The sequence below is a fragment of the Janthinobacterium sp. PLB04 genome (assembly GCF_021165895.1).
Classification (GTDB): domain Bacteria; phylum Pseudomonadota; class Gammaproteobacteria; order Burkholderiales; family Burkholderiaceae_D; genus Janthinobacterium; species Janthinobacterium lividum.
Genome location: NZ_CP088968.1, coordinates 3,098,782 through 3,123,092, shown reverse-complemented (window position 1 = coordinate 3,123,092; position 24,311 = coordinate 3,098,782). Strand labels below are relative to the sequence as shown.

Here is a 24,311-nt window from a genome sequence, read left to right as displayed (position 1 = left end):
TTGAGTGGGCGGCACGCGGTCATCCTGCTGAGCATCAAGCCAGGGAATGAAGACGGGCGTTTAATACTATGTCCAGCGGCAAGCCTTGCGTGGCTGCCATCCGCATCAGTTCCCCGAGGGCGGGGTGCATGGTGAATGCCTGGCCGTGTGCGACGGCGCGCCAGGCATAGGCGATCTGGTCATCAGGCTGGTCCAGGCCCGCACTTGCGCTGTAGACAAGATGGTGGTCTATTTGCGCATCGATGCCTGGCCCGATTGCCGTTTGCCTTGCACTCAGGATGCGCACCACCAGATTGATCTGCTCGATGCGGTCCATCGCCTGCCTGGTTGGCTCATCGATGCGCAGGGGAATATCTTGCACTGCCGACACCGGTTGCGCATTGCCATGCTGGATCAGCTGCCCATCGCGGTCGAGCTGGCACCATCTCTCGACAGGGCCGAGCAGATCGTCAAAACTGCTGCGCCCCGACACGCCTGCAGTAGATGGCGGAAACAGTCTCGCCAGATGCGGCATGACGCGAGGGTCAAAATAGCGCAGGTAAACGGCATCGCCGGACGCATAGCGCACATTCAGGCGCGCCAGCATGGCGCTACGCAGACGTTCCAGCGTCGCGTTACTAAATAGCCAGGCACAGATCCGGGGCACTGCGCCCGGTTCGGCATGCTGCTCTTGCGCCAGCTTCAAACTATATTCGACCAGCGCATAGTGCTCGGGCCGCCTGTTTGACAACGCGAGCAGCATCGGTGCGCGCTGCAAGTCATCCTGGAAGATCGGGTCATCGAGCAGCACGCTGGCCGCGGGCGGCGACAGAGCCTCGATCGCCTCGCGCAAAGGATTGTCGATGAACTGGTCGATCAGGACGACGGTCCTGTCATAGCCGCGGGCCACGTTGTAGAGCACTTCATCGGCGCGCGCCGTCGATACCCCCGCCGAAGACAGCGCAGGCGATGACACTTTATCGTTTGACACTGGCCGCTCCCGCCTGCGTGGCATCGAGCAGTTTCAGTGCACAGCCTTTCAATTGTCCTGCCGGCAAGGCCAAAGGTGCAGGACTGGCACTGGCCGGCCCTGTGAGCTCCTTCATGCCGGCCTTGAATTCCATCTTGCCGGGCCCATGAATCTCGATATTGCCGCCTTCGAGCTTGATATAGGCGCCCTGCACCGTCATCAGCACATGCTGCTTGCCGCTGATGTTGACGCTTTTGCTGACGCTGGCCACGGTCACGGCCTTGTCTGCGGTTAATTTTGTTTCATCGGACTGGCTCTGGCTGCTGACCTTGCCGCTGGCCGCATGCAGGCGGATGCCGGTTTCCTGGTTGGGTTTGTCGGGCTTGCTGGCCTTGCCATAAGTAAACAGGCTGATGCCGGAACTAATCGCATGAAAATGGTTGCCTTGCGCGCCGAAATTGATGTCCTGCCCTGCCGCGATGCTGCTGGTATTGCCGGCGGCGAAAAGGGCGTTGAGCGGCGTGGTCGCGGCGATGCCGGCCGGACTGGACAATTGCAGCTGCGGCGCGCCATAGGCCGTTACCTGGCCATCGCCCGTGCCCGCCGTGCCCTTGAGCATTTCGATGCTGTTCGCCAATTGCTTCAGCGCCGGCAGCGCATCGGGCGACGCTTCGGCCTGGCCTTGCCCACCGCCTAACACAGCCTTGTGCTTTTGCGCCGTCTCGGCAAGCGAAGTCAGCAAGGCCAAGCTCTGTTCGATCTGGGCCGTGGCTTCCTTGGTATCCATCTGCGTACCGCTGGCATTGGTGCGCCCGTCGGTCGACAGCAGCAGCCCCTGCCCCGCACGCAGCGCGGCACTGTGCTCGGTTTTCAGTTCCGCGCCAAAGCCGGCGGCGGCCAGCCGCTGGTTGTCCGTCTGATGGCGCAAGTGTCCCAGGTTCAGCTCGGCAGTGCCCTGGTGTGCTCCGGCATGGCGCTGCAGGGCCACGCGCGGCTGGCCCGGGCTGTCGTCGAATACCAGCTGGCTGTACGCCGCGCCGCCCTGCTGGCTGGCCTGCATGGCCTGGCTCTTGATGCCTGACAGTGCGGCCGGGTGGGCATGCGCGCCCGCTTCCCCCGAAAACCAGGCCGGCGCATTGCCGGTGGCCGGCCCGGCGCCATGGGCCACGCGGTTATTCTGGGCGTCGACCGTGCCTTGGCCGTTGTAGACGGTACCGATCACGAGCGGCCGGTCGATATTGCCCTCCAGGAAATCGATCAATACTTCCTGGCCGATGCGCGGCAAGGCATGGCCGCCCCAGTTGGCGCCCGCCACCGGCGCCATCGTGGAGGCGACGCGCACCCAGGTGCCGGCACTGTCGTCGCCAGGCGCGCCGGTATGCTTGCCGCCTTGCGGATGGTCGAGGCGGCTGTGGCTCATGACGCCGCGCTGCCAGTGAAATTGCACCTTGATGCGGTGGTCGCGGTCGGTATGAATCACGGCGCCGGCCGGACCCACCACGACGGCCGTCTGCTGGCCATGCACGGTCGGGCGCGGATGCAGCAGCTGGCCATGCTGGTCCTTGCCGCTGGCGCGATAAGGAATATTGCTGCGGATGGCATCGATGCGGTTGCGGTACAGGGGCCGCTCGGCAATGGCGCCCAGCAGCGCGGGCATGCGGTGCAGACTGCCGGCTTGCTCCTTGCGGATGGCCGCATCGAGCAAGCCCGTCTTGAGCGTTTGCACAATGGACGACTGCAGATCCGCGCTCAGGTTGTTGTGCATCAGGTGGACCGTGCGCACGATCAGGAAGCTGCGCTCGTCGTCGCTGCCCGCCTGATCGAACACCGGCTGCCCCTGCAAGCTAAACGTGGTACCCGGCGACAAGGTACGCACGGTACCGGCCGCCACATGGACTTCCTTGCCCGCTTCCAGCGCCTGCAACTGGTTGCGCGCGATGCGCTGGCCCTGCTCGCGCGAGGCATAGGCATAGGCGCCGGGCGCGTCGCGGCTGAGCAGCTCCACGCCCTGCGCCTGGCCGGCCGCGCTGGCGACGCGCTGGTCGAGCGAGCGGTAATCCCAGCTGCCCAGTTCGATGGCATTGGTCTGCTGGCGCAATTCGGTGCGCCAGCGATCGATGCTGTCAACCTTCATGACGGCGCCCGGCTGCGTGAAATTGATGCTGCTCTGGGCATTCGGCTTGAACGCGCCGTTATGGTCCGCGATCACCAGGCAGTGGCTGCCCAGGCTGGGGCTGCCGGGATCGCCGCCGTGTTCGTAGTAATAGAATAGCCCTTCCTCGTGCATCAGGCGCTGCGCGTAGGCCCAGTCGCTTTCCTGGTACTGGGTGCTCAGGCTGCGCTTCGGGTATGCCGCGCGGTCGAGGATATCGAAACGCCAGGCCGGCGCCAGCTTGCCCTGCGCCTGGTAAGCGGCAAACAGCGCGTCGAGGATGTCGAATACCGTCATGTCCTGGAACACGCGGCTGTCGCGGCCGTGGGCAAGAAACGCGCTCCAGGGTTCCAGGGTCAGGTGATAGCGCGCCATGCCGCCGTTCGCGCCAACCAGCTCGACGGCGGTGATATGGCCGTGGAACGGGCGCAGCGCGTCGGCGCTGGTAACGGTCAGCAATTGCAGCAGGGCCGGCTGGCCAATCAGGGTACGCAAGGAAATGGCGGCGTCCGTCGACAGGGCCGCGATCTGGAACACGAAGCCCGTGCTCAAGCCTTCCTCGCCGCGCACGCATTCGGCCAGCAGGCGGTCGGCGCCGAGGGGCGTGGTCAGCTGTAGCAATCTGCTGGCTTGCGTGAAACTGGCGGGCAAGGACATCGACATCCGGAACTCCATCACGCGGCTTCCCGCACAAAATTAGTAAATAAGCATTTTTATCGAAGCCATTACACCCTAGAAATTTTTTTATAGCAAGAGTGTTTCGATTGAAATCTCGGCTCAGCAATCATTGCGTGCCGCTCAGACCGCGCAACTCCGGCATGGCCGGTTCGGTGGGCCGCAAATGCGTACTCTTCAACAAGGTTTCCAGGCGCGCGTAGCTGCTCTTGAACGGCGGCGGATTCTGCTTCAGTTCCGGTGCCTGCTCCATGCTGCGGCTGCCAAGTTCGATCAGGATGTAGGGCAGCACTGCCGTGCCCAGCCATCCCGCGTAACCGGTGAATACCGTATAGGTTTCAAACGGCGCGCTGCCTGGCCGCTCCACTTTCAGCGCCACGCCGCCCTGCTGCGCCGTCAGCGCGCCGATGCGGACGCTACGGGGCGCGATGCGTTCGACAATGAAAGGCTTGGCTTCCTGCTCGCCGCGGCTGCCGAACTGGCCGATGCCGCCGGTGGCGGCCGCCTGGACCAGCGGCACCTTCAAGGCGCGCGCATCGACGTTGCCGGTACTGATCGTATACAACACGCCGGGCGCGTCGGGCCAGCGCAAGGACTGCTTGATAGCGCTGACCGTCTTGCCATCGTCAGCGATAAAGCCATGCGGAATGCACAGGCCCAGCTCTTTCGGCACTTCATTGGCGGCGCGCGGGCGGAAGCTTTTCAGGAAGCGGATGAACTGCTGGCCATGCGCTGCCTCGCTATTGTTGTCGCGTATTTCTTGCATGGATTCAAACACATACACATACTCGCCACGCTTCAGGTGGCTGCGATAGATGGAATAGCGGGTGGGGTTGGCCGTTCCCGAACCTTCGCTGCTGCGGTAACCGTCACTGTCGGGCAGGCCGGAATCAAATGTCTGGTAGTTGCTTTGCAGTTCCTTGATCTGCGCCTGCCTGCCTGTGAGCGACTTCTGCGCCAGATAGCTCGCCTGGCGGGTCTTCGCGTTGGCGGGCTGGCCTTTCAATGCGGCCAGTTCCGCCTCATCGTCCTTGAGCAGCGCCTGCAGGCGGTCGATCCTGGGTTGCGGCATGGCTTCCCGCAAGGCGGCCATATCTTCCTTGCCTAGCGGCCCCAGCACACCGATGCGGACATTTCCAACCTGTATCTCATCGCCCTGGTGAAATACGTCTTCGCTGAAAGACCGGTAAAAGATGCCCGTGTCGGACGCGTCCTTGTAGCGGGTCGGCCACTGTACCGGAGCATGCACGTCGAACACCAGCCGCCCCAGGCACTCGCGCGCCATGCCGGCCGGCGTCGCGTACCCGGGCGCGGTCGCTTGCATCAGTTCCTGCGCCGTGGGCCTGCGCGATGGCGCCGCCGGATCGGCCTGGTTGGCGGCCATGCCTTCGCCATACGCGCCGGCAAACAGCAGGAGAGTGGCGAGATGGCATGCGGCAAAACGCGGAAGACAAACTATCATCATGGCTACCAATCAAAAAAAGCACTATTCTTCAAGCCGAGCTTTCGCCCTGGCCGGCTGGCGGGCGCTTGCCTGATTCAACCTGGGCGTAGGTCTCTTGCGGCAATGGATGGTCTGCATCGCGCGGCGGTTTCTTCTCCTGATGGGCCAGCAGGGTCAGATTCATGCCTGAAATATTGTTTTCGCCCGCCGTCCAGGTGACTGGCAAGGCCACGATAAAACCCTCGACACCCACCGGCGCCGATTCGGGCGCGCGCGTTTGCGCCTCCCAGGAGTGCGATTTGTCGCGCAAGATATCGGCATCGCGCCAGAAGCGCTCGTGGAACGGCATGTGGTGTTCCAGGCTGCGCGTCCTGGCATTCCAGGTGGGCCAGATCGAACTGGGCTTGCCGCTTGGACGGGCCAGGAAAGCGAAGGCCTTGGCATACGCTTCCGCATTGGCCAGCGCCACTTTTTGAATCGCCTCCCAGGTGTCCGGAGCCGCCGGACGCAACAGGTGCTTGATCAAGCCCTTGGCCGGGGTGGCGCCATCGGTCAGGCCGAACAGTTTTTTCCACAGGCGCACCCGCAAGTCATGCACGTTGACGCTGACCTTGTCGCTATCGACACCATCGAGCTCGACATCGGTCTGATTGTCATCCCTGACGACGACCGCCAGTTCAGAATCGCGCCCGCCCAGCTGGCTGCGGTCGTTGATATTGGCGCTGCCCAGGATCGCCACCCTGTCGTCGGCGATCAGCAGCTTGGAGTGCACATAAATCTGCTCCGTCACGTGACGCGTGCCCAGGGTTTCCCAGGAACGCAAGTTGAGCAAGGTCAGGTAGCTGGTCCACTTGTCGCCGGCCAGTTCGGCCAGGCGGTCCGGCGCGTAGCCGGCAACGGTTTTCCTGGCCTCTTCCGCCCCCAGTTTTTTGCTCTTGCGCAGATCCCGCACCAGGATGGCGCGCCGGATCCGGTTGACCAGGCTATCCTTGCCGAACACCAGCGACTGCATCGTCAAATGCAGCTGCGTCATAATATTGAGGGTATCGAGCGTGCCTTCCGGATGCACCGGCAGCACCATGTAGACATGGAAGGGCAAGCCATCGTTGATGGCCCGCTCGATGCGCTGCGACAATGCCAGGCCGATCGGATTGAGGATGCCTGGCTCTTCCTTGCCCATCATGCGGGTCGAGGTGATATCGGCGTAGTTGCTCATCACATTGAACAGATCGGCCATGAAATCACTGCCGCCACCGGTAATGTCGGCCTTGACATCGTCGATCTGCGACCAGATCAGCTTGTCGATCATGTCCGCCGGCGGCACGCCATACACGCCGAGCTGCCGCGCATACTTTTCATAGGCCGGCGACTTGCTGATGTCGAGCAGCGCCGCCATCGGACCGGACAGCGGCCTGGTCTTGCTTGCATCGCTGCCATATTCCGACTGGAAAAACTGGCCTTCGATGTAGATGAACTTCTGCGCTCCATTAATTGCCGTCAGCATCGCCTTCAGACAGTTGTTCTGCGGCCATTCCGGCCTGGCCGCAGGTTTGCTGCCGCGCGCATGTGCGGCCAGCTCGTCATTGAGCAACCTCATCGGCGCGCTGCGCAACACTTGCACCCAGGCATCGCCCGGCGGCTTCGCAGGCGTTTTGGGCGGCGGCGCGGCGGCGATGCGCTGCAAGACCAGCCTGGGCGTGCCGGACATGCCCAGCGCCTGGAACATCTTGATCAGCGAAGGCGGCATGCTGGCCTGGTACGATTTTTCATATCGCTGGGCAATGCCGTTCCAGCGCTCGATGAAATTGCGGCTCAAGTCGCTGACCGACGGCCCGACGATGGCCGCATGCACATCGTGCCATGGCATGCGCGGCTGCGTGGCGGCGAAGGTCTTGGCCCCGGTCGGCATGATCTTGCGCAATTTTTTCAGGTTTTCATAGCGCGTGGGACGCGCGTCGGCCAAGGTCGACAGATAAGTGAGGATGCCGATCACGAAGGTTTCGATCAGCTTGACCGTGCCGCTGCGCAATTCGGGCGGCAGCTTGTTCAGCGAGCCGGCGTTCAGCCAGGACATCAGCGCCGTGCCGCCGTCGATCACATGCGCGCTGCCCGTGGTGCGCACGGCATCGACCTTGTCGCGCAAGCCTTTGTCGAGCTGGCCGTAAGCCCAGCGCGATATATCCTGCGCAACATCGATCGGTATGTCTTGCAGCTTGCCGATAAAGTCGGGCATCAGGTCGATCGCATCCCATTTGGCGGAAATATTCCTCGATATCCGCGCGATGCCGTCCTTGGCGTCCTGCACCACGTCGAGCGCGACGGCGATCGGCCTGATCGTGGCCGAGGTGGCAAACGTGGCCGCGCCACCGACTTTTCCGCCGATGCAACCGGCCAGCAGTTCGGCGCGCGTCAGGTAGGCCGTTTGCGCTTCATGGTTCATCGGCTCGATGGCCGGGATGCAGGTGTTGTACACCTCGTTGCCCTTGCGCGTGCCGTGGCTGAGGGCGAACTTGCCGTTGTCGCGGCGGCCATAGGCAAGGTCGATGCCGCCGACAAACGCGCGCTCATTGTCGATCACCACGAGTTTCTGGTGATGGGAAAAGCCGATGCCCAGCATGCCTTCCATGTCGCTCTGGGCGATCGCCGGCAAGGCGAACGCCTTGGCGGGGCCGCCGACGCCGGCATTGAGCTGGAATATCGCCAGCACGGTTTCGAAGTCGCCCGTGTCGACCCCGACCTTGGGCGAAAGCCACGGCATCACATACACTTTCGGACGGTGGGGATTGCTTATCGCCGTTTCCAGGCATTCGAACAAGGTCTTGCTCGCCGTCAGTTCGACATCGAAATTGACTTGCCAACCGGTGATGAAAATCGATTTCTTGGCGCCTTCGATGGCCTTGGCGACAGCCGTGAAATACTCTTCACCGGTGACATAGAATTCGACCTGGTTGCCCTTTTGCTGTTCCGAAAAGATGCTGCCCCACTTTTGCTCGGGGAAATTCGGCAATTCTTCGCCATCGTGCACGAAACAGCCAGGCGCCGACGTGGCCGGCGCGCTCGGCGTACCGTCCTGGCCCGTCAGCTGGGAGATATTTTTATTTGTCATGACGCATGTCGCAGTGTGTCGCCGGTTGGCTTGCATGGAAGGAAAACGTCAGCATCAGACTTTCACCTTCGGCAGGATGTTTTTCAGGGTAAGCGAGGCCAGCGCTTCTTTCGCATAGCGCGCCTGCGGTGCGGCGGCCGCCTCGAAGATGGTGGCATAGCGCCCGGCGCTGAAATCCGCCGCCTGCATCGCATGGAACAGCTTTTCCTTGTCGGTCCAGTCGGGCGATTCGGTTTCCACGTTCAGCCGCACGCTGTGGCCCGGATACACGATCCAGGTATGGTCCGGATTGCTCGCATAGACGGCGGCAAGCTTTTCTTCCTCCGCATCGCTGAGCCTGATATTCCCCGATGCATCGGTCTTGCCCTGCGCCACCAGCTTGTCGTCGTCGATGAAATCCATGCCGTCGGGCTGCGCGCCATGGGTGATCTTCCACGGCGTGTGCGCCAGCGCATGGCCTTTCAGCCCCGGCGTGTCGGCCAGGCGCAGCAAGAATTTCAACGGCCGCAACGCCAGTTCGGAACGCGGCAGGCGGGGCAATGGATAACCGAGTCCTGTCGGCCCCAGAAAACTTTTCTTGCCTGCAAACACTGTGATCTTCCCGGGGCACTGGATCGTGATATTGCCGCCCTCGATGGTGATGTTGGCGCCGCCCGCCGTCGACAGGCGGATGCTTTTTGCCGCCGCCCAGTCGATATGCGCGTTGGCGCTGACGACATTGACCTCTTCGCGCGCCTGCACCTTGATCTCGTCGGACTGGGCTTGCACCTCGATGGGCTGGCTGGCCGCCACCAGCTGCATGCCCAGCTCGCCCTCGCCCGGCTTGACCACGCCGCCCAGCAGACCGATCGCCTGGCCCGTGTGCAATCGCCACTTGCCGCCGCCGGCGAACTGCGTATCGAGCCCGCTCATCAGTGTTACCGTTTCGCCATTCGACAATTGCATATCCTGGCCAGCCACCGTGCCCAGGCCCCCCTTGGCCGCCACGGCGATGATGGCGTCGCTGCTGTGCGGCAGCTTGTCGTCGGCCGGCGCGACGGGCTTGCCGGCCGCATCGCTCCTGGCGGCCGCCACGCTGTCGCGGCTCAGCATGCCCGAGGCACTGGTCAGGAAGGCCGGCAACGGCGCGGCCTTCGCATCGAGCGTACTGCTGCCGGGCGCCGTCGCCCCCAGATGCGCCGCATAGGCCACGCCCTGGTGCGTGACGGCCGCCGCGCTGAAGGTCTCGCCCAGCTTGGCTGCCTGCTTGAGCAGCGCCATGCCGGGCGCATTGTCGCCGGCTGGGTCGCGCGCGCCGGCGCCATGGTTGAGTACATAACTGGATACCAGCAGGCCTGCGCCCGCCCGCACCGCACCATACGCGTCCGTGCGCAGCTCGGCGCCGGCGCCGCGCAGGCTGCCGCGGTAATTGTCGGCCGCGTGGATCAGATGGCCCAGGCTCAGTTCGCTGGCCGCATGGCTGCTTTTCAACTGCACCCGGCCCTGGCTGTCGGTGTCGTCGAACAGCAGCTGGTTGTAGCCGGCCATGCCGCCCGCCTTGCCGAACTCCTTGCTGCGGATGCCCCATTGCGCGCTGGCATTCCGGTGCGCCGCACTGGCCCCGCCGGCGCCATGCCACAGCGGGCTATTGCCGCCCGCCAGGTTGCCCTGGGCCGTGACGCCATGGTCGTGGGCTGGCGCGAACAGTTTGTCTGTGTCGGCCTGGGCAGCGGCGGCGCCGCCCGGCGTGGGCGCACCGCCACCCTCGCCCTGGCCGTTGTACAGCGCGCCGACGATGATGGGCCGGTCGATATCGTTTTCCAGGAACTGCACCAGCACTTCCTGGCCAATGCGCGGCAGGAACTGGCTGCCCATGCCGCCACCGGCCGCGCGCTGCGCCACCCGCACCCAGCACGTTGCCGCCGTCTCCTGCTGCCAGTGAAAGCGGATGCGCACCCGGCCCAGGCTGTCGCAATATATTTCATCGGCGCCGCTGGCCGCGTCATTGCCATCGGCTCCCACGACGATGGCGCTCTGGCTGCCGAAGGCGGTCGGTTTCGGATGCTGGCGCAGTCCGTTTTCAGCCAGCACCGGGCGCCACGGCGTGGCGGCGGGAATCGCTTCCAGATGATTGGCGTAGCCGCTGGCCACCGCCTGGGCGATCACCTGCTCGAAATGTTCGATGTGGCGCGGGCCCAGGTTCAGCGTGCCCAGGCTTTCCTGCAGCAGTTCCGGGATCGGGCCGAACAGTTCGGCCAGACCTTGCCTGGCCGGCGCCGGCAGGTTGTTGACGCCCACGCTGCAAACGCGCAGCACCGTATAAGCGGGGGCCGGCGCGTCGCCGCCCGCCGCCTGCAGCGGTCCCTGCGTCAGGCTGAAGCGCGTACCGGCGCGCAAGGTGCGCACCGTCGAACGGGCAACGCAGCGCTCGCTGCGCGCTTCGATCGATTGCATCCGCAACAGCGCGTAGCGGCTGGCCTGGGCTGAGTCGGCATAGTAATACTGGCCCGGCGTATCGTAGCTTTCCAGCAGCGGCGCATGCTGGCCGCCCACCGCCATCCGGGTCGGCACGCTGGCCGCGACCGCCTGCTTGGCCTTGTAGTCATAACTGAGCACGGTCGCCAGCGCCGTGTTCAGCGAACGCGCCGTGCTGAACGCCTGCAGCGTGTCGCCCTGCTCGCCGGCGCGCGCGCCATGAAAGCGGATGCCGCCGCCGGCCGCGCTGGACGCGTCTTCCGGCACCGCGCTGTCGCTGCTGCTGTCGGCAAACAGCACCAGGCAATGGCCGCCTTCCTGTTCCTCGAAGCGCCATGCCAGCCCTTCTTCCGTCAGCAGGCGGCTGACGAAATCGAGGTCCGACTCGCGGTACTGGCAGCAATAGCTGCGCGCCGCGGCGCCATCCATGAACGGACGCGTGTCATCGCTCCAGCGCCACCGCGCCGCCGGCGCGTAGGACTGGAACACGGACTCGACGATCTCGATCACGCTCTTGTCTTGCCAGACTCTGCTGTTACGCACCTGGCCCAGCCGCCACAACCAGGGCGTCAGGCGCAGCCGGTAGCGCGCCAGGCCGCCCATGCTGCCCAGCATGGCCGCCTCGCTGACATGACCGCTGAAGCTGGCGCGGCTGCCATCAAACAAGCTCACTTGCAGCGTGGCCAGCTTGCCCAGCATGGGTGCCAGCGCCAGCTGCGCGCTGGTCGACAGCACGATGACATCGCGCGCGCCGGGCGTCTGCAATTGCTCGTCGCAGGCGAACGCCTCCACCAGCAGCGGGGCCGCTTCCTGCGCGCTGTCGCCTTCAAGCTTGATCTCGTACAAGCGCGTGATGCTGGAGAACGCTCCCAGCGCGGCGCCCACCTGGTCCAGCTGCGCTGCGCTCATTGCGCGCCTTTCGACGCAGCCCTGGCGGCCTTGCATAGCGGCTTGCCGGTACGGCCGGCGCAAGTTCGCTGCCGGCAGCTATCGGCGGCGGCCGGTTTCAACTTGCTGCATTGCTGTAACTGGGCTTGCAGGCTGGACGGCGCTTTTTTGGGCGGCGTGCCAGCCTGGGCATGCGACACGAGCGCGGCCAGGAGGGCTACGTCGCTTTCCTGTTCCGGCGTGGCGGCGGGTTTGGCCTTATCAGCGGGATTGAGCGGTTTGGCTGGCGTTTTTTTCTGCGGCGCGCGCGCCGGCTTGGGCGCGCTCTTCTGCGGACTTTCCAGCGCCTTGCTCAGCACATCCCTGGGACCGGGCACCGGCGCCGGGACGGGAGCTGGCAGGTCGGCGCCCAGCATTTCGCTCAAGCTCTGCCGCGGCGGCGGCGGCTGTTCCTCTTCGCGTATGCTGGCTGCGGCGGTGACGGGAGCGGTGGCCGCGGCCGGTGTTTCCGCTGCTGGCGCCGTGCTGCGCAACACCGGATCCTCCACCGCCGCCGTCTCGCGTTGTCCCAGCCAGGCGCCGGTGGCCAGCAACAGCAAGGCGCCGGCCAGCATGCCACCCCAGACCGGCCACCGGCTGGCGCGCCTGCCGCCAAGCGGCACGGGTGCAGGCCGCTTGCCGCCTTCGAGATGGTTGAGGATACGGCTACGGTCCGCCTCGGCCTGTTGCGCGGGCGTCAATAAGCTGGGCCGTGTCGATGGCCGCGGGCTGTCGTCATTGCTTGGCAAAATCTTAACTCCTGTCAATATTTGCAATACCTTACGACAATAAAAAAAAGCGTGACGCATGTTAGGAAATCAACAGTGTGCACCCGGCGCACAATTGAAACTAAGCCCCCGTAATTAGCAAGTTAGTAAGATATACTCAGCGGCAATATTAGCGCAAACGCTGGCACAGCGGCATTCAACTGCCCATGCCTGGCGCCTTTTTTGGAACGGGGTGGGCGTGTTTCTACTGGCGGTGGCACTCTATTTTTTACTCGCATGCCTGATCAGCTGGCTCGTGCTGTTTCCATCCGGCCGCGAACTGGTGATGCGGGCGCTGGCGACGGCCGAACGGGGCATCGGGGCGCGGCTCGAGCGGCTGGCCCGGCGCAGGAACGCCGGACTGGACACGCTGCGCCGTGGCGGCGCCAGCACCTTGCTCGGCAGCGCGGCGTTCGTGCGCCGCCATTACCTGCTGTTTCTGGGCGGTGCGGCAGTGATGTGCCTGCCACCGGCGATCGCCTTGCTGGCAGGCAGCAAGAACGTGCTGGGCGGCTACGAGGTGTCGACGCGCGAGATGAATACGCAAGTGTCGGCCCTGCTGCAAGGGGAACAGCTGGTGCCGCCAGTAGATCTGCCGCCGCTGGTGTTCGCCACCGAGGAAGTACAGCAAGTGCGGCCGATGCTGGTATCGGCCAGCCGCAACTGGACGCTGCTCAATGCCGAATACGCGCAAAGGCTGCTGCTGGTGTTCAAGATCATGAAGGAAAAACATGGCTACGACATGGCCATCCTGGAAGGTTACCGCAGTCCGGAACGGCAAAACATGCTGGCCGGCATGGGCAGCAATGTCACCAATGCGGCCGCGTTCCAGAGCTGGCATCAGTATGGCCTGGCCGCCGATTGCGCCTTTTTGCGCGACGGCAAGCTGGTGATATCAGAGAAAGATCCATGGGCCATGCGCGGCTATCAGCTGTATGGCGAAGTGGCTGAATCGGTCGGCATGACGTGGGGGGGGCGCTGGAAAATGATGGACTTCGGCCACACCGAACTGCGCGTGCCTGGTGTAATGAAAAAACAACGATGACTGGAAGGAGCACACATGGCTGGTCCCGTAATCAGATTGGGCGACAAGACATCGCATGGCGGCAGCGTGCTGGAGGCCTCAGCGGTGACGGACAGCGGCGGCATCGGCATTGCGCGCGTAGGCGACAAGGTGTCGTGCCCGCGGCCAGGCCATGGCATCTGTCCCATCGTCAGCGGCGACGCCAGCTGGATCGTCGATGGCAAGCCGGTGGCCCGCCAGGGCGACAAGACCAGTTGTGGCGCGGTGCTGATCGCCAGCCAGCAAGCCACCACGGATCAGCTATGACCTCCGGTCGCCACTGCAAGGGAGCGCACTGATGCGCCCGTGGCTGCGGCGCAGCCTGCTGATACTGGCCGTGTTCGCCTTATGCTGGGGCGGCGCGATCTGGTACTGGCGCACCAGCACGCGCATGCCATCGACGGGCGACCTGGCCGGCAGCATGCTGGCATTGCCGCTGGCGCTCCTCATAAGCTGGTGGCTGGGCAAGAAACTGGTAACGAGGCTGGCCGCGCCGGCTGCGGTGCCGGCGCTGGTTGACGCCGCCGACGGCGACGCCGGGGCGCCCGGCAATGACCCTGCGCCGCGCGCGCCGCTGCACCTGGCCGCCGCCGCACTGCGCATGCCGGGCGGCGCCTCGGCGCCGGAACTGGCGGCCGCGCTGCTGGACAAGCAGCAGCGTCCCGAACTCGATCCGGAACTGACCGACGCGCAAGGCTACCCGGTGATGAGCGCCCGCGTGGCGGACCTCGATGAACATGGCCAGAAAGCCCTGCTGGACGACTGGCTGCAGACCCGTCCGGCCGATACGGCGCCGGGCGCAGCACCGCATTTCGATGCCGAACACCTGCGCGCACTGGCGCTGGGCGCCGAGGTATTGACCGAACTGATGCAGGAAGCGGCGATGCACGCGCAGCTCGACGACTACCAGGCGGCACAACCGGGATCGCGCGCCGCGCTGCCGTTGCCGACCCTGCAACTGCATCTGCTGTTGCCGCCCGATTGGAACAAGCCGCAGCGCGACACGGGCGCCGCCTGGCTGCATGGGCAGGCGCAACAGCAAGGCTGGCCTGCCGACAAGCTCAGCGTGCACCTGGCCGGCGACAGCGGGCCGCTGGCGCTGATCGAACAGCTGGCCGCGCAGGCGGCCTTGCAGGAGCTGCCGTGCCTGGCCATCGTGCTGGCCTGCGGTTCGCATATCGGCGAGCTGACCGTGCATGACTGGACCTCGCGCGGCCTGCTGTTCAATACCGGCCAGCCGGGCGGGCAGATTCCCGGCGAAGGCGCGGCCGGCCTGCTGCTGGCCGATGCGGCCCAGGCGGCGGCGCTGCAGGCGGACACGCCGGTACTGCTGCACCATGCCAGCATGGCCGTGCGCGGCCAGTCGGCGGATGGCCGCGGCCATGGCGATGCCACCTTGCTGGCCGAGCTGGGCGGCAAGGCGATGTCGGCGGCGTCTGTCGCCCCGGACGCGATCACGCGGCTATACGCCGATGCCGACCAGCGCTCCAGCCGCATGATCGAACTGATGAACAATGCCGGCACGCTGCTGCCCGATATCGATCTCAGCAACGACGTACTCAGCGTGGCGGCGGCCTGCGGCCAGAGTGGCCATGTAGCCACCCTGGCGGCGCTGGTGCTGGCGCGGCACGAGGCGGCCGAGAATGCCAGCCAGGTGCTATGCCTGAGCAACCTCGACGCCTTCCACCGGGCCGCCGTAGTAGTGGGCCCGGAAGCCCTTGCCCCTGAATCCCTCGCCGCGACATGACCCCTTCCTCCACCATGCCTATCAACCTCTCGCCCCTCATACTATGATGCAACGATTCTGGCATTCCATTACTACCCGTTTCAGCCTGTTCGCCATCGGCTTCGTGGCGCTGGCCGCGCTGCTGGTTAGTTGCGCCGTCATCTTTGAATGGCCGCTGGTATGGATCGTGCCGCCGCTGGCGCTGGTCCTGCTGGTCGCCAGCGCGGTATGGTGGCTGCAGCGCAGGCGCCGCCAGCGCGACGCCGCCAGCTTCGGCGGCATGCTGGAACAGCAGACGGCCGGCGCGGTACCCAAGGCGGGGCCCACGCAGCGCGAGGAAACCGAAGCCATCCGCAAACGCATGCTCGAAGCGATCGGCACCATCAAGACGTCCAAACTGGGCCAGCTGTCGGGCGACGCCGCCCTGTACGAGTTGCCCTGGTATATGGTCATCGGCAATCCGGCGGCCGGCAAGAGCACGGCGATCGCCAATTCCGGCCTGCAGTTTCCTTTTGCCGACAGCAAGATCGTGCAAGGCATCGGCGGCACCCGCAATTGCGACTGGTTCTTCACCACCGACGGCATCCTGCTCGACACGGCTGGCCGTTATTCCGTCAACGACGAAGACCGTGCCGAATGGTTCGGCTTCCTGGCGCTGCTGAAAAAACACCGCAAGCGCGCGCCGATCAACGGCATCATCATCGCCGTCAGCATTGCCGAACTGACCGGCAGCCGGCCCGAATTCGCCATCAACCTGGCCAAGAACCTGCGCCAGCGGGTGCAGGAGCTGACGGAAAAACTGGAAGTGCACGCGCCCGTCTACGTGGTGTTCACCAAGGCCGACCTGATTACCGGTTTTAACGAATTTTTCCAGGACACGGAACGGGGCGAACGCGACCGGGTATGGGGCGCCACCCTGCCCTACAGCCAGACCAGTTCCAGGCAGGACGTGCTGGAGCAGTTCGACCAGCGTTTCGACGAACTGTATGACGGCTTGAAAGAGCTGAGCCTGGCCAGCATGGCGCTGCAGCAGCAGGAACGCATGCCGCCGGGCGTGTTTACCTTCCCCCTCGAGTTCAGCGCGATCAAGGGGTCGCTGCGCGCCTTCATCGCCACCCTGTTCGAGGAAAACCCGTTCCAGTTCAAGCCCGTCATGCGCGGCTTCTATTTCACCAGCGCGCTGCAGGAAGGCATGTCGGTATCGGCCTCGTCGGAACGCGTGGCGCAGCGCTTCGATTTGAAATTGCAGCCGCAGCAACAGAACGCGGTACAGGACCAGCACGGCTATTTCCTGCTCAATCTGTTCCGCAAGGTGATCTTCGCCGACAAGGAGCTGGTCGCCCAGTACGCCAGTCCGGCCAAGACCCGCGTGCGCTACGCCACTTTCTTTGCCGCCACCGCGTTGGTGGGCCTGGCGCTGGCCGGCTGGAGCTGGTCGTACATGGCCAACCGCCAGCTCGTGGCCAACGTGCAGGCCGACCTGGACCAGGCGATCAAGGTGCAGGACAAGCGGCTCGACCTGCAATCGCGTTTCGAAGCGCTGGAAATCATGCAGGACCGGATCGAGCAGCTCGATTCCTACCGCAACAGCAGACCTGTCTCGCTGGGCCTGGGCCTGTACCAGGGGGACTTGCTGGAGCGCAAACTGCGCGAAGAGTATTTTTCGGGCGTGCGTGAAGTGATGCTGGCGCCGGTGTCGCAATCGCTGGAAGCCTTCCTGGCCGAGGTCAATGCCGGCGCCAGCCGCTTGCAGCCGATGGCCAGCACGCCCCAATCCGGCGCGGTGTCGGCCAGCGCGGCCGCCACCCTGCCCGCGCCGGCCGGCACCCTGGCGGCACCGGTAGCCGCCACGCCGACGGCGGCCCTGGCCAGCGCCCCGGCCGCCGCGCCGCCAGCCACGGCCGCCGCCGTCAACCTCGGCGCGCAGCAGTTCAAGGATGCCTCGCCGGCGAATGTGGAAGACGCCTATAACGCCCTGAAAACCTATCTGATGCTGAGCGACAAGTCGCGCGCCGAAGCGAGCCACCTGAATGACCAGCTGACCCGCTTCTGGAGAGTCTGGCTCGACAGCAACCGCGGCAGCATGCCGCGCGAACAGATGATACGCAGCGCCGAACGCATGATTTCGTTTTACCTCACCCAGATCAACGACCCGTCCTGGCCGCAGATCGACAGCAAGCTGGCGCTGGTCGACCAGTCGCGTGACAGCCTGCGCCGCGTGGTGCGGGGCATGCCGGCGCGCGAACGCGTGTACGCCGACGTCAAGGCACGCGCCGCCACGCGCTTCGCCTCGATGACGGTGGCGCGCATCGTCGGCGAGCAGGACAAGGAGCTGGTGCTGGGCAGCTACGCCATTCCCGGCACCTTCACGCGCGACGCATGGGAACAATTCATCCAGCAAGCGTTCCAGGAGGCGGCCAACCGCGAACTGCAAAGCGCCGACTGGGTGCTGAAAACGGCGTCGAAGGACGACCTGACGCTGGAAGGCAGCCCGGAGCAGATCCAGAAAGCGCTGGTCGAACTGTACAAGACGGACTACGCCAAGGAATGGCAGAAATTCATCCAGGGCGTCAGCATCCGCGAGTTGAACGGCTTCGACAATGCGGCGGCGGCCATGAACCGGCTCGGCGATCCGCAAACCTCGCCGATCAACAAGCTGATCGAAACCGTGTACAAGGAAACCTCGTGGGACAACCCGTCACTGCTGGGCCAGGGCTTGCAGCGCGCCCAGCGCGGCGTGATGGGCTGGTTCAAGGAAACCATCCTGCGCCAGAAACCCTCCGGCATCAACGTCAACATCGGCAGCGGCGCGCCCGCCGCCGGCGCCTTGCCGATGGGACCGGTGGGCCGCGAATTCTCCGGCGTGGCCCGCCTGGTGGTTACCAAGGACAAGGATGCATCGCTGATGCGCGGCTACATGGAAGCGCTATCGAAGCTGCGCGCCCGCTTCAACCAGATCAAGAACCAGGGCGATACGGGTCCCGGCGCCAAGCAGTTCATGCAGCAGACGCTGGACGGCACCGGCTCGGAACTGGCCGATGCGCTCAAATACGTGGATGAACAGATGCTGACCGGCATGACCGATGCGCAAAAGCAGGCGATCCGGCCGCTGCTGGTGCGTCCGCTGATGCAGACGTTCGCCGTCATCATCAAGCCGACCGAAACGGAAATCAACAAGGTCTGGCTGGCGCAGGTGCTCGAACCGTTCCAGAAAACCCTGGCGCCCAAGTATCCGTTCGCGCCCGCCTCGGGTAGCGAGGCCAGCAATGCCGACATCGGCCAGGTATTCGGACCGGAAGGCAGCATCGCCAAGTTCTTCAATACCACCATCGGCCCGCTGGTGGTGCGCCGCGGCGATTCACTCAGCGCCAAGACCTGGGCCAACATGGGCATCGGCCTGGCGCCGTCAGTGGTGGCCAGCTTCCCCGGCTGGATCGCTCCGCTCAGCGCCAACGGCGTGGCCACGGCGGCCGGCGCCGGTGAAGCGCAAACCCGTTTCGACCTGCAGGCGCTGGCTGCCACCGGCGCCACCGAGTACACGATCGAGATCGATGGCCAGGCGCTGCGCTGGCGCGGCCAGCCGCAGCCGTGGATCCATATGGTCTGGCCGAATCCGCAAGGCACGCCAGGCGCGCGCATCAGCGCCATCACGCCGGAGGGCCGCACGGTCGTGTTGCTCAACGAACCCGGCCATTTCGGCCTGAAGAAAATGATCGATTCGGCCAAGCGCAAGCGCAAGGATGGCGGCGTATTCGAATTGAGCTGGGAAAACAGCGGCGTGAGCGTGGCCGCCAACCTGAAGATCGTCGCCACGCCGGCGCCGCCCGCGGCACCGGCCACCGCCTCGGGCGCCGCGGGCTTCCGCGGCCTGAAGCTGCCGGAAGTCGTGGCCCAGAGCGTACCGGCCGTGAATGCGCCTGGCGCCGCCCCCACCGCCACCGGCAATGCGGCCAGCGCCGCCGTCGCGCCATGAGCCGCACCACCGCCACCCCGATCGGCTATTTCGGCAAGCTGCCCAGCCGCGGCGACTTCGTCAAGGCCAGCGACAACCCGGCCCTGCTGAAGATCCTCGACGACTGGCTGGCGCAGGCGATGGACCTGCTCAGCGCCGACGCGCGCTGGAAGCTGACCTACGATGCGTTGCCGCCCATGCATTTCGCCTTCATCGGCCCGCGCCGGGGACGCGCCATCGCCGGCCATATCGCCGCCAGCAGCGATGCGTCGTCGCGCCGTTTTCCCTTCCTGATGATGAGCACCATGGAAGTGGACCAGCCGGCTGCGTTTGTCGCCAACAGTCCGCTGGTGCTGTCGCGCCTGTGGAACCGTTGCGAGGCGCTCAGCAACGACATGCGCGGCCCCGATGCGGGCAACGCGCTGCACGCGGCCAGCCATGCCAGCATCGACCTCGACCTGCGTGCCGCCGCCTATGAAGCCACCTTCAACGATTTCCTCGACATGCAGACCGTAGGCGAACTCGACGCGCTGCTGGCGCCCACCGGGTTCACGGGCACGGTGCGGCAGGTGCTGCTGGCACTGGGCCTGCTGCTGCAGCCGGTGATGGCCAGCAGTTCCAGCCGGCTGGAGAAAAGTCTTGAATTGCCGCTGCCGGCCGACCCGCTGTACCGCAACATGGTGGCGGCGTTCTGGATGCACCTGATCACGCCGTTCCTGGCGCGTGCCGACTTCGAGCTGGCGCTGTTCATCACGCGGCTGCGCGGCCGGCAGACGCTGGTGCTGGGATTTTCCGGCGCGTCGGCGCAGACCCTGCATGTACTGATGAACCCGCAGGCGGCACTGGAACACCATATCGCGTTCGACGACCTGGACTGGGTCGAGGAACACGTCGGCAACGACTACGCGATCAAGAAAGTGTCGACCTATCTGGCGCAAGCCAACCTCTCGCTCAAATCGGCGCACGATTCCCTGCGCGCCGCCTTTATCGGAACCTGACCATGCGCGTATCCCGGATCGTTCTCTTCCTCGGCATGGCGCTGACCGCCATGTCCGCTTCAGCGCAAGCGCCCATTTCGGTACCCACGGCCGCCACGCCGCAGCCAGGCCAGGTGCTGGCCGCTGGCACCGTGCCTGACGAAGCGAGCAAGGCCGCCGTGCTGGCGCGCCTGCGCGAACTGTACGGCGCCGACAAGGTGGTCGACCAGATCGCCGTCGGCCAGGTGGTGCTGCCTGCCAACTGGAACGCCTATGTGCAAAAGCTGCTGTCGCCCAACCTCAAGCAGATCAGCCGCGGCCAGCTGAAAATCGACGGCAGCGTCGTCAGCGTGCGCGGGGAAGTGGCCAACGAGGCGCAGCGGCAAAAAATCGCCAGCGATATCGCCACCAGCCTCAATCCCACCTACAGCGTCAACAATGGCCTGCGCGTGTCGGCCAGCGAGCAAGGCGTGCTCGACACCACCCTGGCCAACCGCACCATCGAGTTTGAAAGCGGCAAAGCCACCTTGACGCCATCGGGCCGCGCCATCCTCGATGAAATGGCGGCAGCCATGCAAAAACTGGCCGGCCGCAAGGTCGAGATCATCGGCCATACCGACAACCAGGGCTTGCGCGCCAGTAACCAGAGCCTGAGCCAGGCGCGGGCCGAGGCCGTCAAATTCTACCTGGCATCGAAAGGCATCCACGGCGACCTGCTGACGGCCTCGGGCCAGGGCTCCGACCGGCCGATCGCCAGCAATGACACGGTGGACGGGCGCGCCCGCAACCGGCGCATTGAATTTCGCATGGCGCAATAATCATCCATCAGGGGACCACATGTTTTCAGCCGAACAATTATTACTTCCAATTAGCAATGAACAACCGGCAGGCGTGGACCTGGCGTTTTCGCCCGAACTCGATGCCATTACCTTGGCGCGCAAGTTCGACGATCCCACGCTCGACCAGGGCGAATGGGTCGCCGACCTGAAGGAAGCCGACTGGGACTTCGTCGTGCGCAGCTGCGCCGGCCTGCTTGCCGGCAGCAGCAAGGATCTGCGCCTGGCCGTCTGGCTGACGGAAGCGGGCGCCAAGCGCCACCACCTGCGCGGCATGGCAGAAGGCTTGCTGGTGCTGGCGGGGCTGTGCGAAAAATTCTGGGACCGGGGCCTGTTCCCGGAAGCCGAGGATGGCGACCAGGAGCAGCGCATCGGCAACCTCAGCTGGATACTCTCGCGCATCCCCGCGCTGCTGCGCGAGGTGCCCGTCACGGGCGGCCCTGGCGGCGCCTTTTCCACCATCGATTTCGAGACGGCGCGGCGCCAGGCCGCCCCGGGTGATTCCGCCAGACAGCATGAGGGCGTCAAGTTGTCCGATATGGAAGCGGCGCGGCGCAACAACTCGGCCGCCTTCTGCGCCAGCTTCGCCGTCGACGCGCAAGATTGCCTGGAAGCGCTGCGCAAGCTTGAAAGAGTCGTCGACGCCCGGCTGGGCAACGACAGCCCGGCCTTCTCCACGGCGCGCGAAGCCGTCGAAGCGATGCTGCGCGTGATGCCCGCCGGTGCCGGCGCGGCGCCAGCCGTGCCTGCCGCAGCGGCGGGCGGCACGGCCATTGCAGAAAGCGCGATGGCGCCGGCCCTGCCAGCGATCCCGGCCGGCCCGCCCGGCGCCATCGCCACCCGCGCGCAGGCGATCGAGCAACTGCGCGCCGTGGCGCAATTCTTCCGCCGCAGCGAGCCGCACAGCCCCGTCTCCTATTTTGCCGACAAGGCCGCCAATGCGGCCGACCAGGATTTGCACAGCTGGCTACGCACGGTGGTCAAGGATCCCCATTCGCTCGCGCATATCGAAGAACTGCTGGGCGTGCAACCGCCCGGCAATGGCTAAGCGGATGCCCCCTCCCCCTTGGCGGCGCATCTGCCGTCGCCGAGGGTGTTCTGCCTGGCTCGGTCTTATTTCGCTTTTTCCCGCTCTTCCTCGCGCCAGCGCTTTTCCAGCTGCGCCTTCCACTCGGCCTCTGCCTTCGCATATTTCAAGATGACCTTTTTTTCGGCCTGATAATAAAGCCGGGCTTCCTGGCTGGCTTGCTGCATGGCGTTTTTCGCGGTCTTGACTGCGCGGTCCAATTTTTTTTCCGCCTCCACCCCGGCATCATGCACGCCGTGACCGGCGCGGGTGGCGCCATCGACGATCATCCGGCTCGTTTCCCTGTACGTTGCCACCGCCTGCCGCTCCAGCCGTTTTTCGGCCTCGGCCACCGCCTTCGCGGTCGCGGCAACCTTTCTGCGCGCTGCCCGGTAAGTGCTGACCGTATAGCCATACAACTTCTGGAAGTAGGTCACGGCCGCGTCGCCTGCTGCCTTGACGGCCTTCAAAGATTCATTGGCGATATTCGACATGTTCGAATAATCATCGCTTTGCACGAAAACATTGCGGAAGCGGCCATAGCCGCCGGTCAGCCATACCGGTTCGTGCTTGCCCAGGATGCGAAAGCCGGCGCGCGAATCGTGCACATAATCTTCAAACAGCGTGACGCAGCCGGCCGGCGGCTGCGCGCCTTCCGTCATGATTTTCAAAAACCGCTCTTCCCAGTCGCTTAACGGGTCTTTGCCGTCTTCGACAAACAGCATGCCAGCCGGGCTGACGCGATTCAGGACACTCTTGGCACGTTCATTGAGCCACCCTGCCACGGTTGCGTTGGCCTTCTTTCGTTCGCGCCAGGAGCGCAAATATATCCCCAGGTCGGTATCGGCCTCCAGCAAGTCTTTCTGGCCCGGCTTATCCGACTCCTTGAAAAAGCGCTTGCTCTTCAATTGCGTTTTTCCCTGCGCGTGCAACATGCCGCGCCAGCGCAGATATTGTTTTGTATGCGCCTCGGTAAAGGTCTTCACGTCCGCGCCCTTGATGCCGTTATGGGTCAGCCAGTTGTTATAGGAGGCGATCAGTCTTGGGTCGGTGGAAAAAGACTTTCGAACGGCAACCCGCTGTTTCTCGTTCATTTCATTGATCGTCAATAACGGCACTCCCGCTTTGAGGGCGGCGAAATGCATGTCGATCAACGGTATCTGCGACAAGTGAGGTGAGGGCCCCCAGGCCGGCATGGATCTGCCCTGCTCTCCCGGGTAATAACCGCCGCCCACATCGGAATGCATGCCAGGATATCCTACATTACCCCGTCCAGTTGCCGATTCCAACGGGAAACTCGCGCGCTGTTCATGCAAAGCAATAAAGTGGGCACATTCTTCGACAACTGGATGGATGCTCTGCGTTCCATCTCCCCACGCCATATGGCCAAAGGTGACTGGCGTCACATCACCCACACCTACTGCCGCAACGGTATCAAAAATTCCCAGGAAACCTATCCGAATGGGTACGCCGGCAAGCTCAAATGCGCCATTTTCCCGTTCAAATATCTGATGCAGCCAATGTGCACTGGCACGCGCTTCGGCCGCGCCACGGGAAAAACCGAAAATGGAAACATTAATTTGCTTTACCTTGCGCTGATGGGTTTTTACGACCTTTGCAAGACGCTCTTCCAGAGCAGTCAACATCGTCCAGCGCCGCACGCCCTCTTTACCCAGCAGCATCTGAGAACTCATCAAGTTAACCAGCACCCGCTGTGCGTCGGACTCGATTAAGTTGGATCCGGTCAAGTATGAATGCACTGCATTGAACAGCGAGGTAATGCCCCAGTTTATTCTATCGGCGCCCATAAAGCCAAATCCACCGCCAGCATTATCGGTAAGCGTTGAAATAGTGTCACCAATAGCAGCAAACGGCGTTCCTACACCTGGCATATAGACACTAAAATATCCGTTTCTCTCTTGCTCAAGATGCGCATCCCACAACTTGGCAACGTTGCTGTGCTTGTTCCGTTGCCGCTGTGTAAGATTTTTCGGATTGACAACCGGATCAACCTGCCTCCACGCAGCATTATTTCCGCTGCCATCATAAAACAGTCCGATATAAACTTGCCCTTGGCATTCAGTTTTATGAGGTGATCTAACGCACGCCATGGCTTTGGCACGTTGTGACGATTCTTTTGCCGTGAGCCTGCGACGCCCATCCAAGGGTGCTTTACGTCCAGTATAAATAATAGACATTTATATAAGCTCCATGAAC

At 64.1% G+C, this 24,311-nt stretch carries 14 protein-coding genes; 7 read left to right on the top strand and 7 right to left on the bottom strand.

All coding sequences use genetic code 11. From position 1 onward, the window contains the following. Nucleotides 1-34 precede the first annotated feature (34 nt). From LSO07_RS13865 to LSO07_RS13840, 6 genes are all read right to left on the bottom strand, one after another. The gene (locus LSO07_RS13865; protein WP_191909670.1) at nt 35-970 is read right to left on the bottom strand and encodes a DUF4123 domain-containing protein; all 936 of its coding nucleotides are present in this window, start codon (nt 968-970) and stop codon (nt 35-37) included. After that, nucleotides 957-3,764, bottom strand: coding sequence for a type VI secretion system Vgr family protein (locus LSO07_RS13860; protein WP_225317296.1), 2,808 nt, complete (start codon nt 3,762-3,764; stop codon nt 957-959). Before LSO07_RS13860 ends, LSO07_RS13865 begins: the two co-directional genes overlap by 14 nt. 121 nt (nt 3,765-3,885) lie before the next feature. Then, the gene (locus LSO07_RS13855) at nt 3,886-5,241 is read right to left on the bottom strand and encodes a T6SS immunity protein Tli4 family protein (RefSeq protein ID WP_151094772.1); all 1,356 of its coding nucleotides are present in this window, start codon (nt 5,239-5,241) and stop codon (nt 3,886-3,888) included. Between the two features lie 28 nt (nt 5,242-5,269). Continuing rightward, nucleotides 5,270-8,326, bottom strand: coding sequence for a phospholipase (locus tag LSO07_RS13850; protein WP_191909669.1), 3,057 nt, complete (start codon nt 8,324-8,326; stop codon nt 5,270-5,272). 54 nt (nt 8,327-8,380) lie between these two features. Continuing rightward, a complete protein-coding gene (locus LSO07_RS13845; RefSeq protein ID WP_151094768.1) occupies nt 8,381-11,689 on the bottom strand; it encodes a type VI secretion system Vgr family protein in 3,309 nt (1,102 codons plus the stop codon). After that, nucleotides 11,686-12,456: a hypothetical protein gene (locus tag LSO07_RS13840; protein WP_151094766.1), complete on the bottom strand. Its 771-nt coding sequence runs from the start codon at nt 12,454-12,456 to the stop codon at nt 11,686-11,688. Before LSO07_RS13840 ends, LSO07_RS13845 begins: the two co-directional genes overlap by 4 nt. A gap of 217 nt (nt 12,457-12,673) precedes the next feature. Between LSO07_RS13840 and LSO07_RS13835 the strand changes: the two genes are divergently transcribed. Genes LSO07_RS13835 through tssA form a run of 7 tightly spaced genes read left to right on the top strand, consistent with a single transcriptional unit; the run spans nt 12,674 to nt 22,076 of the window. Further along, the gene (locus LSO07_RS13835) at nt 12,674-13,519 is read left to right on the top strand and encodes a M15 family metallopeptidase (RefSeq protein WP_034788266.1); all 846 of its coding nucleotides are present in this window, start codon (nt 12,674-12,676) and stop codon (nt 13,517-13,519) included. A gap of 15 nt (nt 13,520-13,534) precedes the next feature. Further along, a complete protein-coding gene (locus tag LSO07_RS13830; RefSeq protein WP_034788054.1) occupies nt 13,535-13,804 on the top strand; it encodes a PAAR domain-containing protein in 270 nt (89 codons plus the stop codon). Between the two features lie 31 nt (nt 13,805-13,835). Then, on the top strand, nt 13,836-15,284 hold the full coding sequence (locus tag LSO07_RS13825; protein ID WP_151094764.1) for a hypothetical protein: 1,449 nt from the start codon (nt 13,836-13,838) through the stop codon (nt 15,282-15,284). 46 nt (nt 15,285-15,330) lie between these two features. Continuing rightward, complete coding sequence (tssM, locus tag LSO07_RS13820; RefSeq protein WP_099394579.1) at nt 15,331-19,236, top strand: type VI secretion system membrane subunit TssM; 3,906 nt, start codon at nt 15,331-15,333, stop codon at nt 19,234-19,236. Then, nucleotides 19,233-20,213, top strand: a complete 981-nt coding sequence (gene tagF, locus LSO07_RS13815) for a type VI secretion system-associated protein TagF (protein ID WP_070256530.1) — start codon at nt 19,233-19,235, stop codon at nt 20,211-20,213. Before tssM ends, tagF begins: the two co-directional genes overlap by 4 nt. 2 nt (nt 20,214-20,215) lie before the next feature. Beyond that, a complete protein-coding gene (locus LSO07_RS13810; RefSeq protein WP_151094762.1) occupies nt 20,216-21,010 on the top strand; it encodes an OmpA family protein in 795 nt (264 codons plus the stop codon). A gap of 19 nt (nt 21,011-21,029) precedes the next feature. Then, nucleotides 21,030-22,076 carry a type VI secretion system protein TssA gene (gene tssA / locus LSO07_RS13805; RefSeq protein ID WP_151094760.1) on the top strand — a complete coding sequence of 349 codons (1,047 nt, stop codon included), beginning with the start codon at nt 21,030-21,032 and terminating at the stop codon, nt 22,074-22,076. A gap of 65 nt (nt 22,077-22,141) precedes the next feature. On the opposite strand, the gene LSO07_RS13800 is transcribed toward tssA, so the two are convergent. Further along, entirely contained in the window at nt 22,142-24,292 is a 2,151-nt protein-coding gene (locus tag LSO07_RS13800; protein WP_151094758.1) for a phospholipase effector Tle1 domain-containing protein, read from the bottom strand. Between the last annotated feature and the right edge of the window lie 19 nt (nt 24,293-24,311).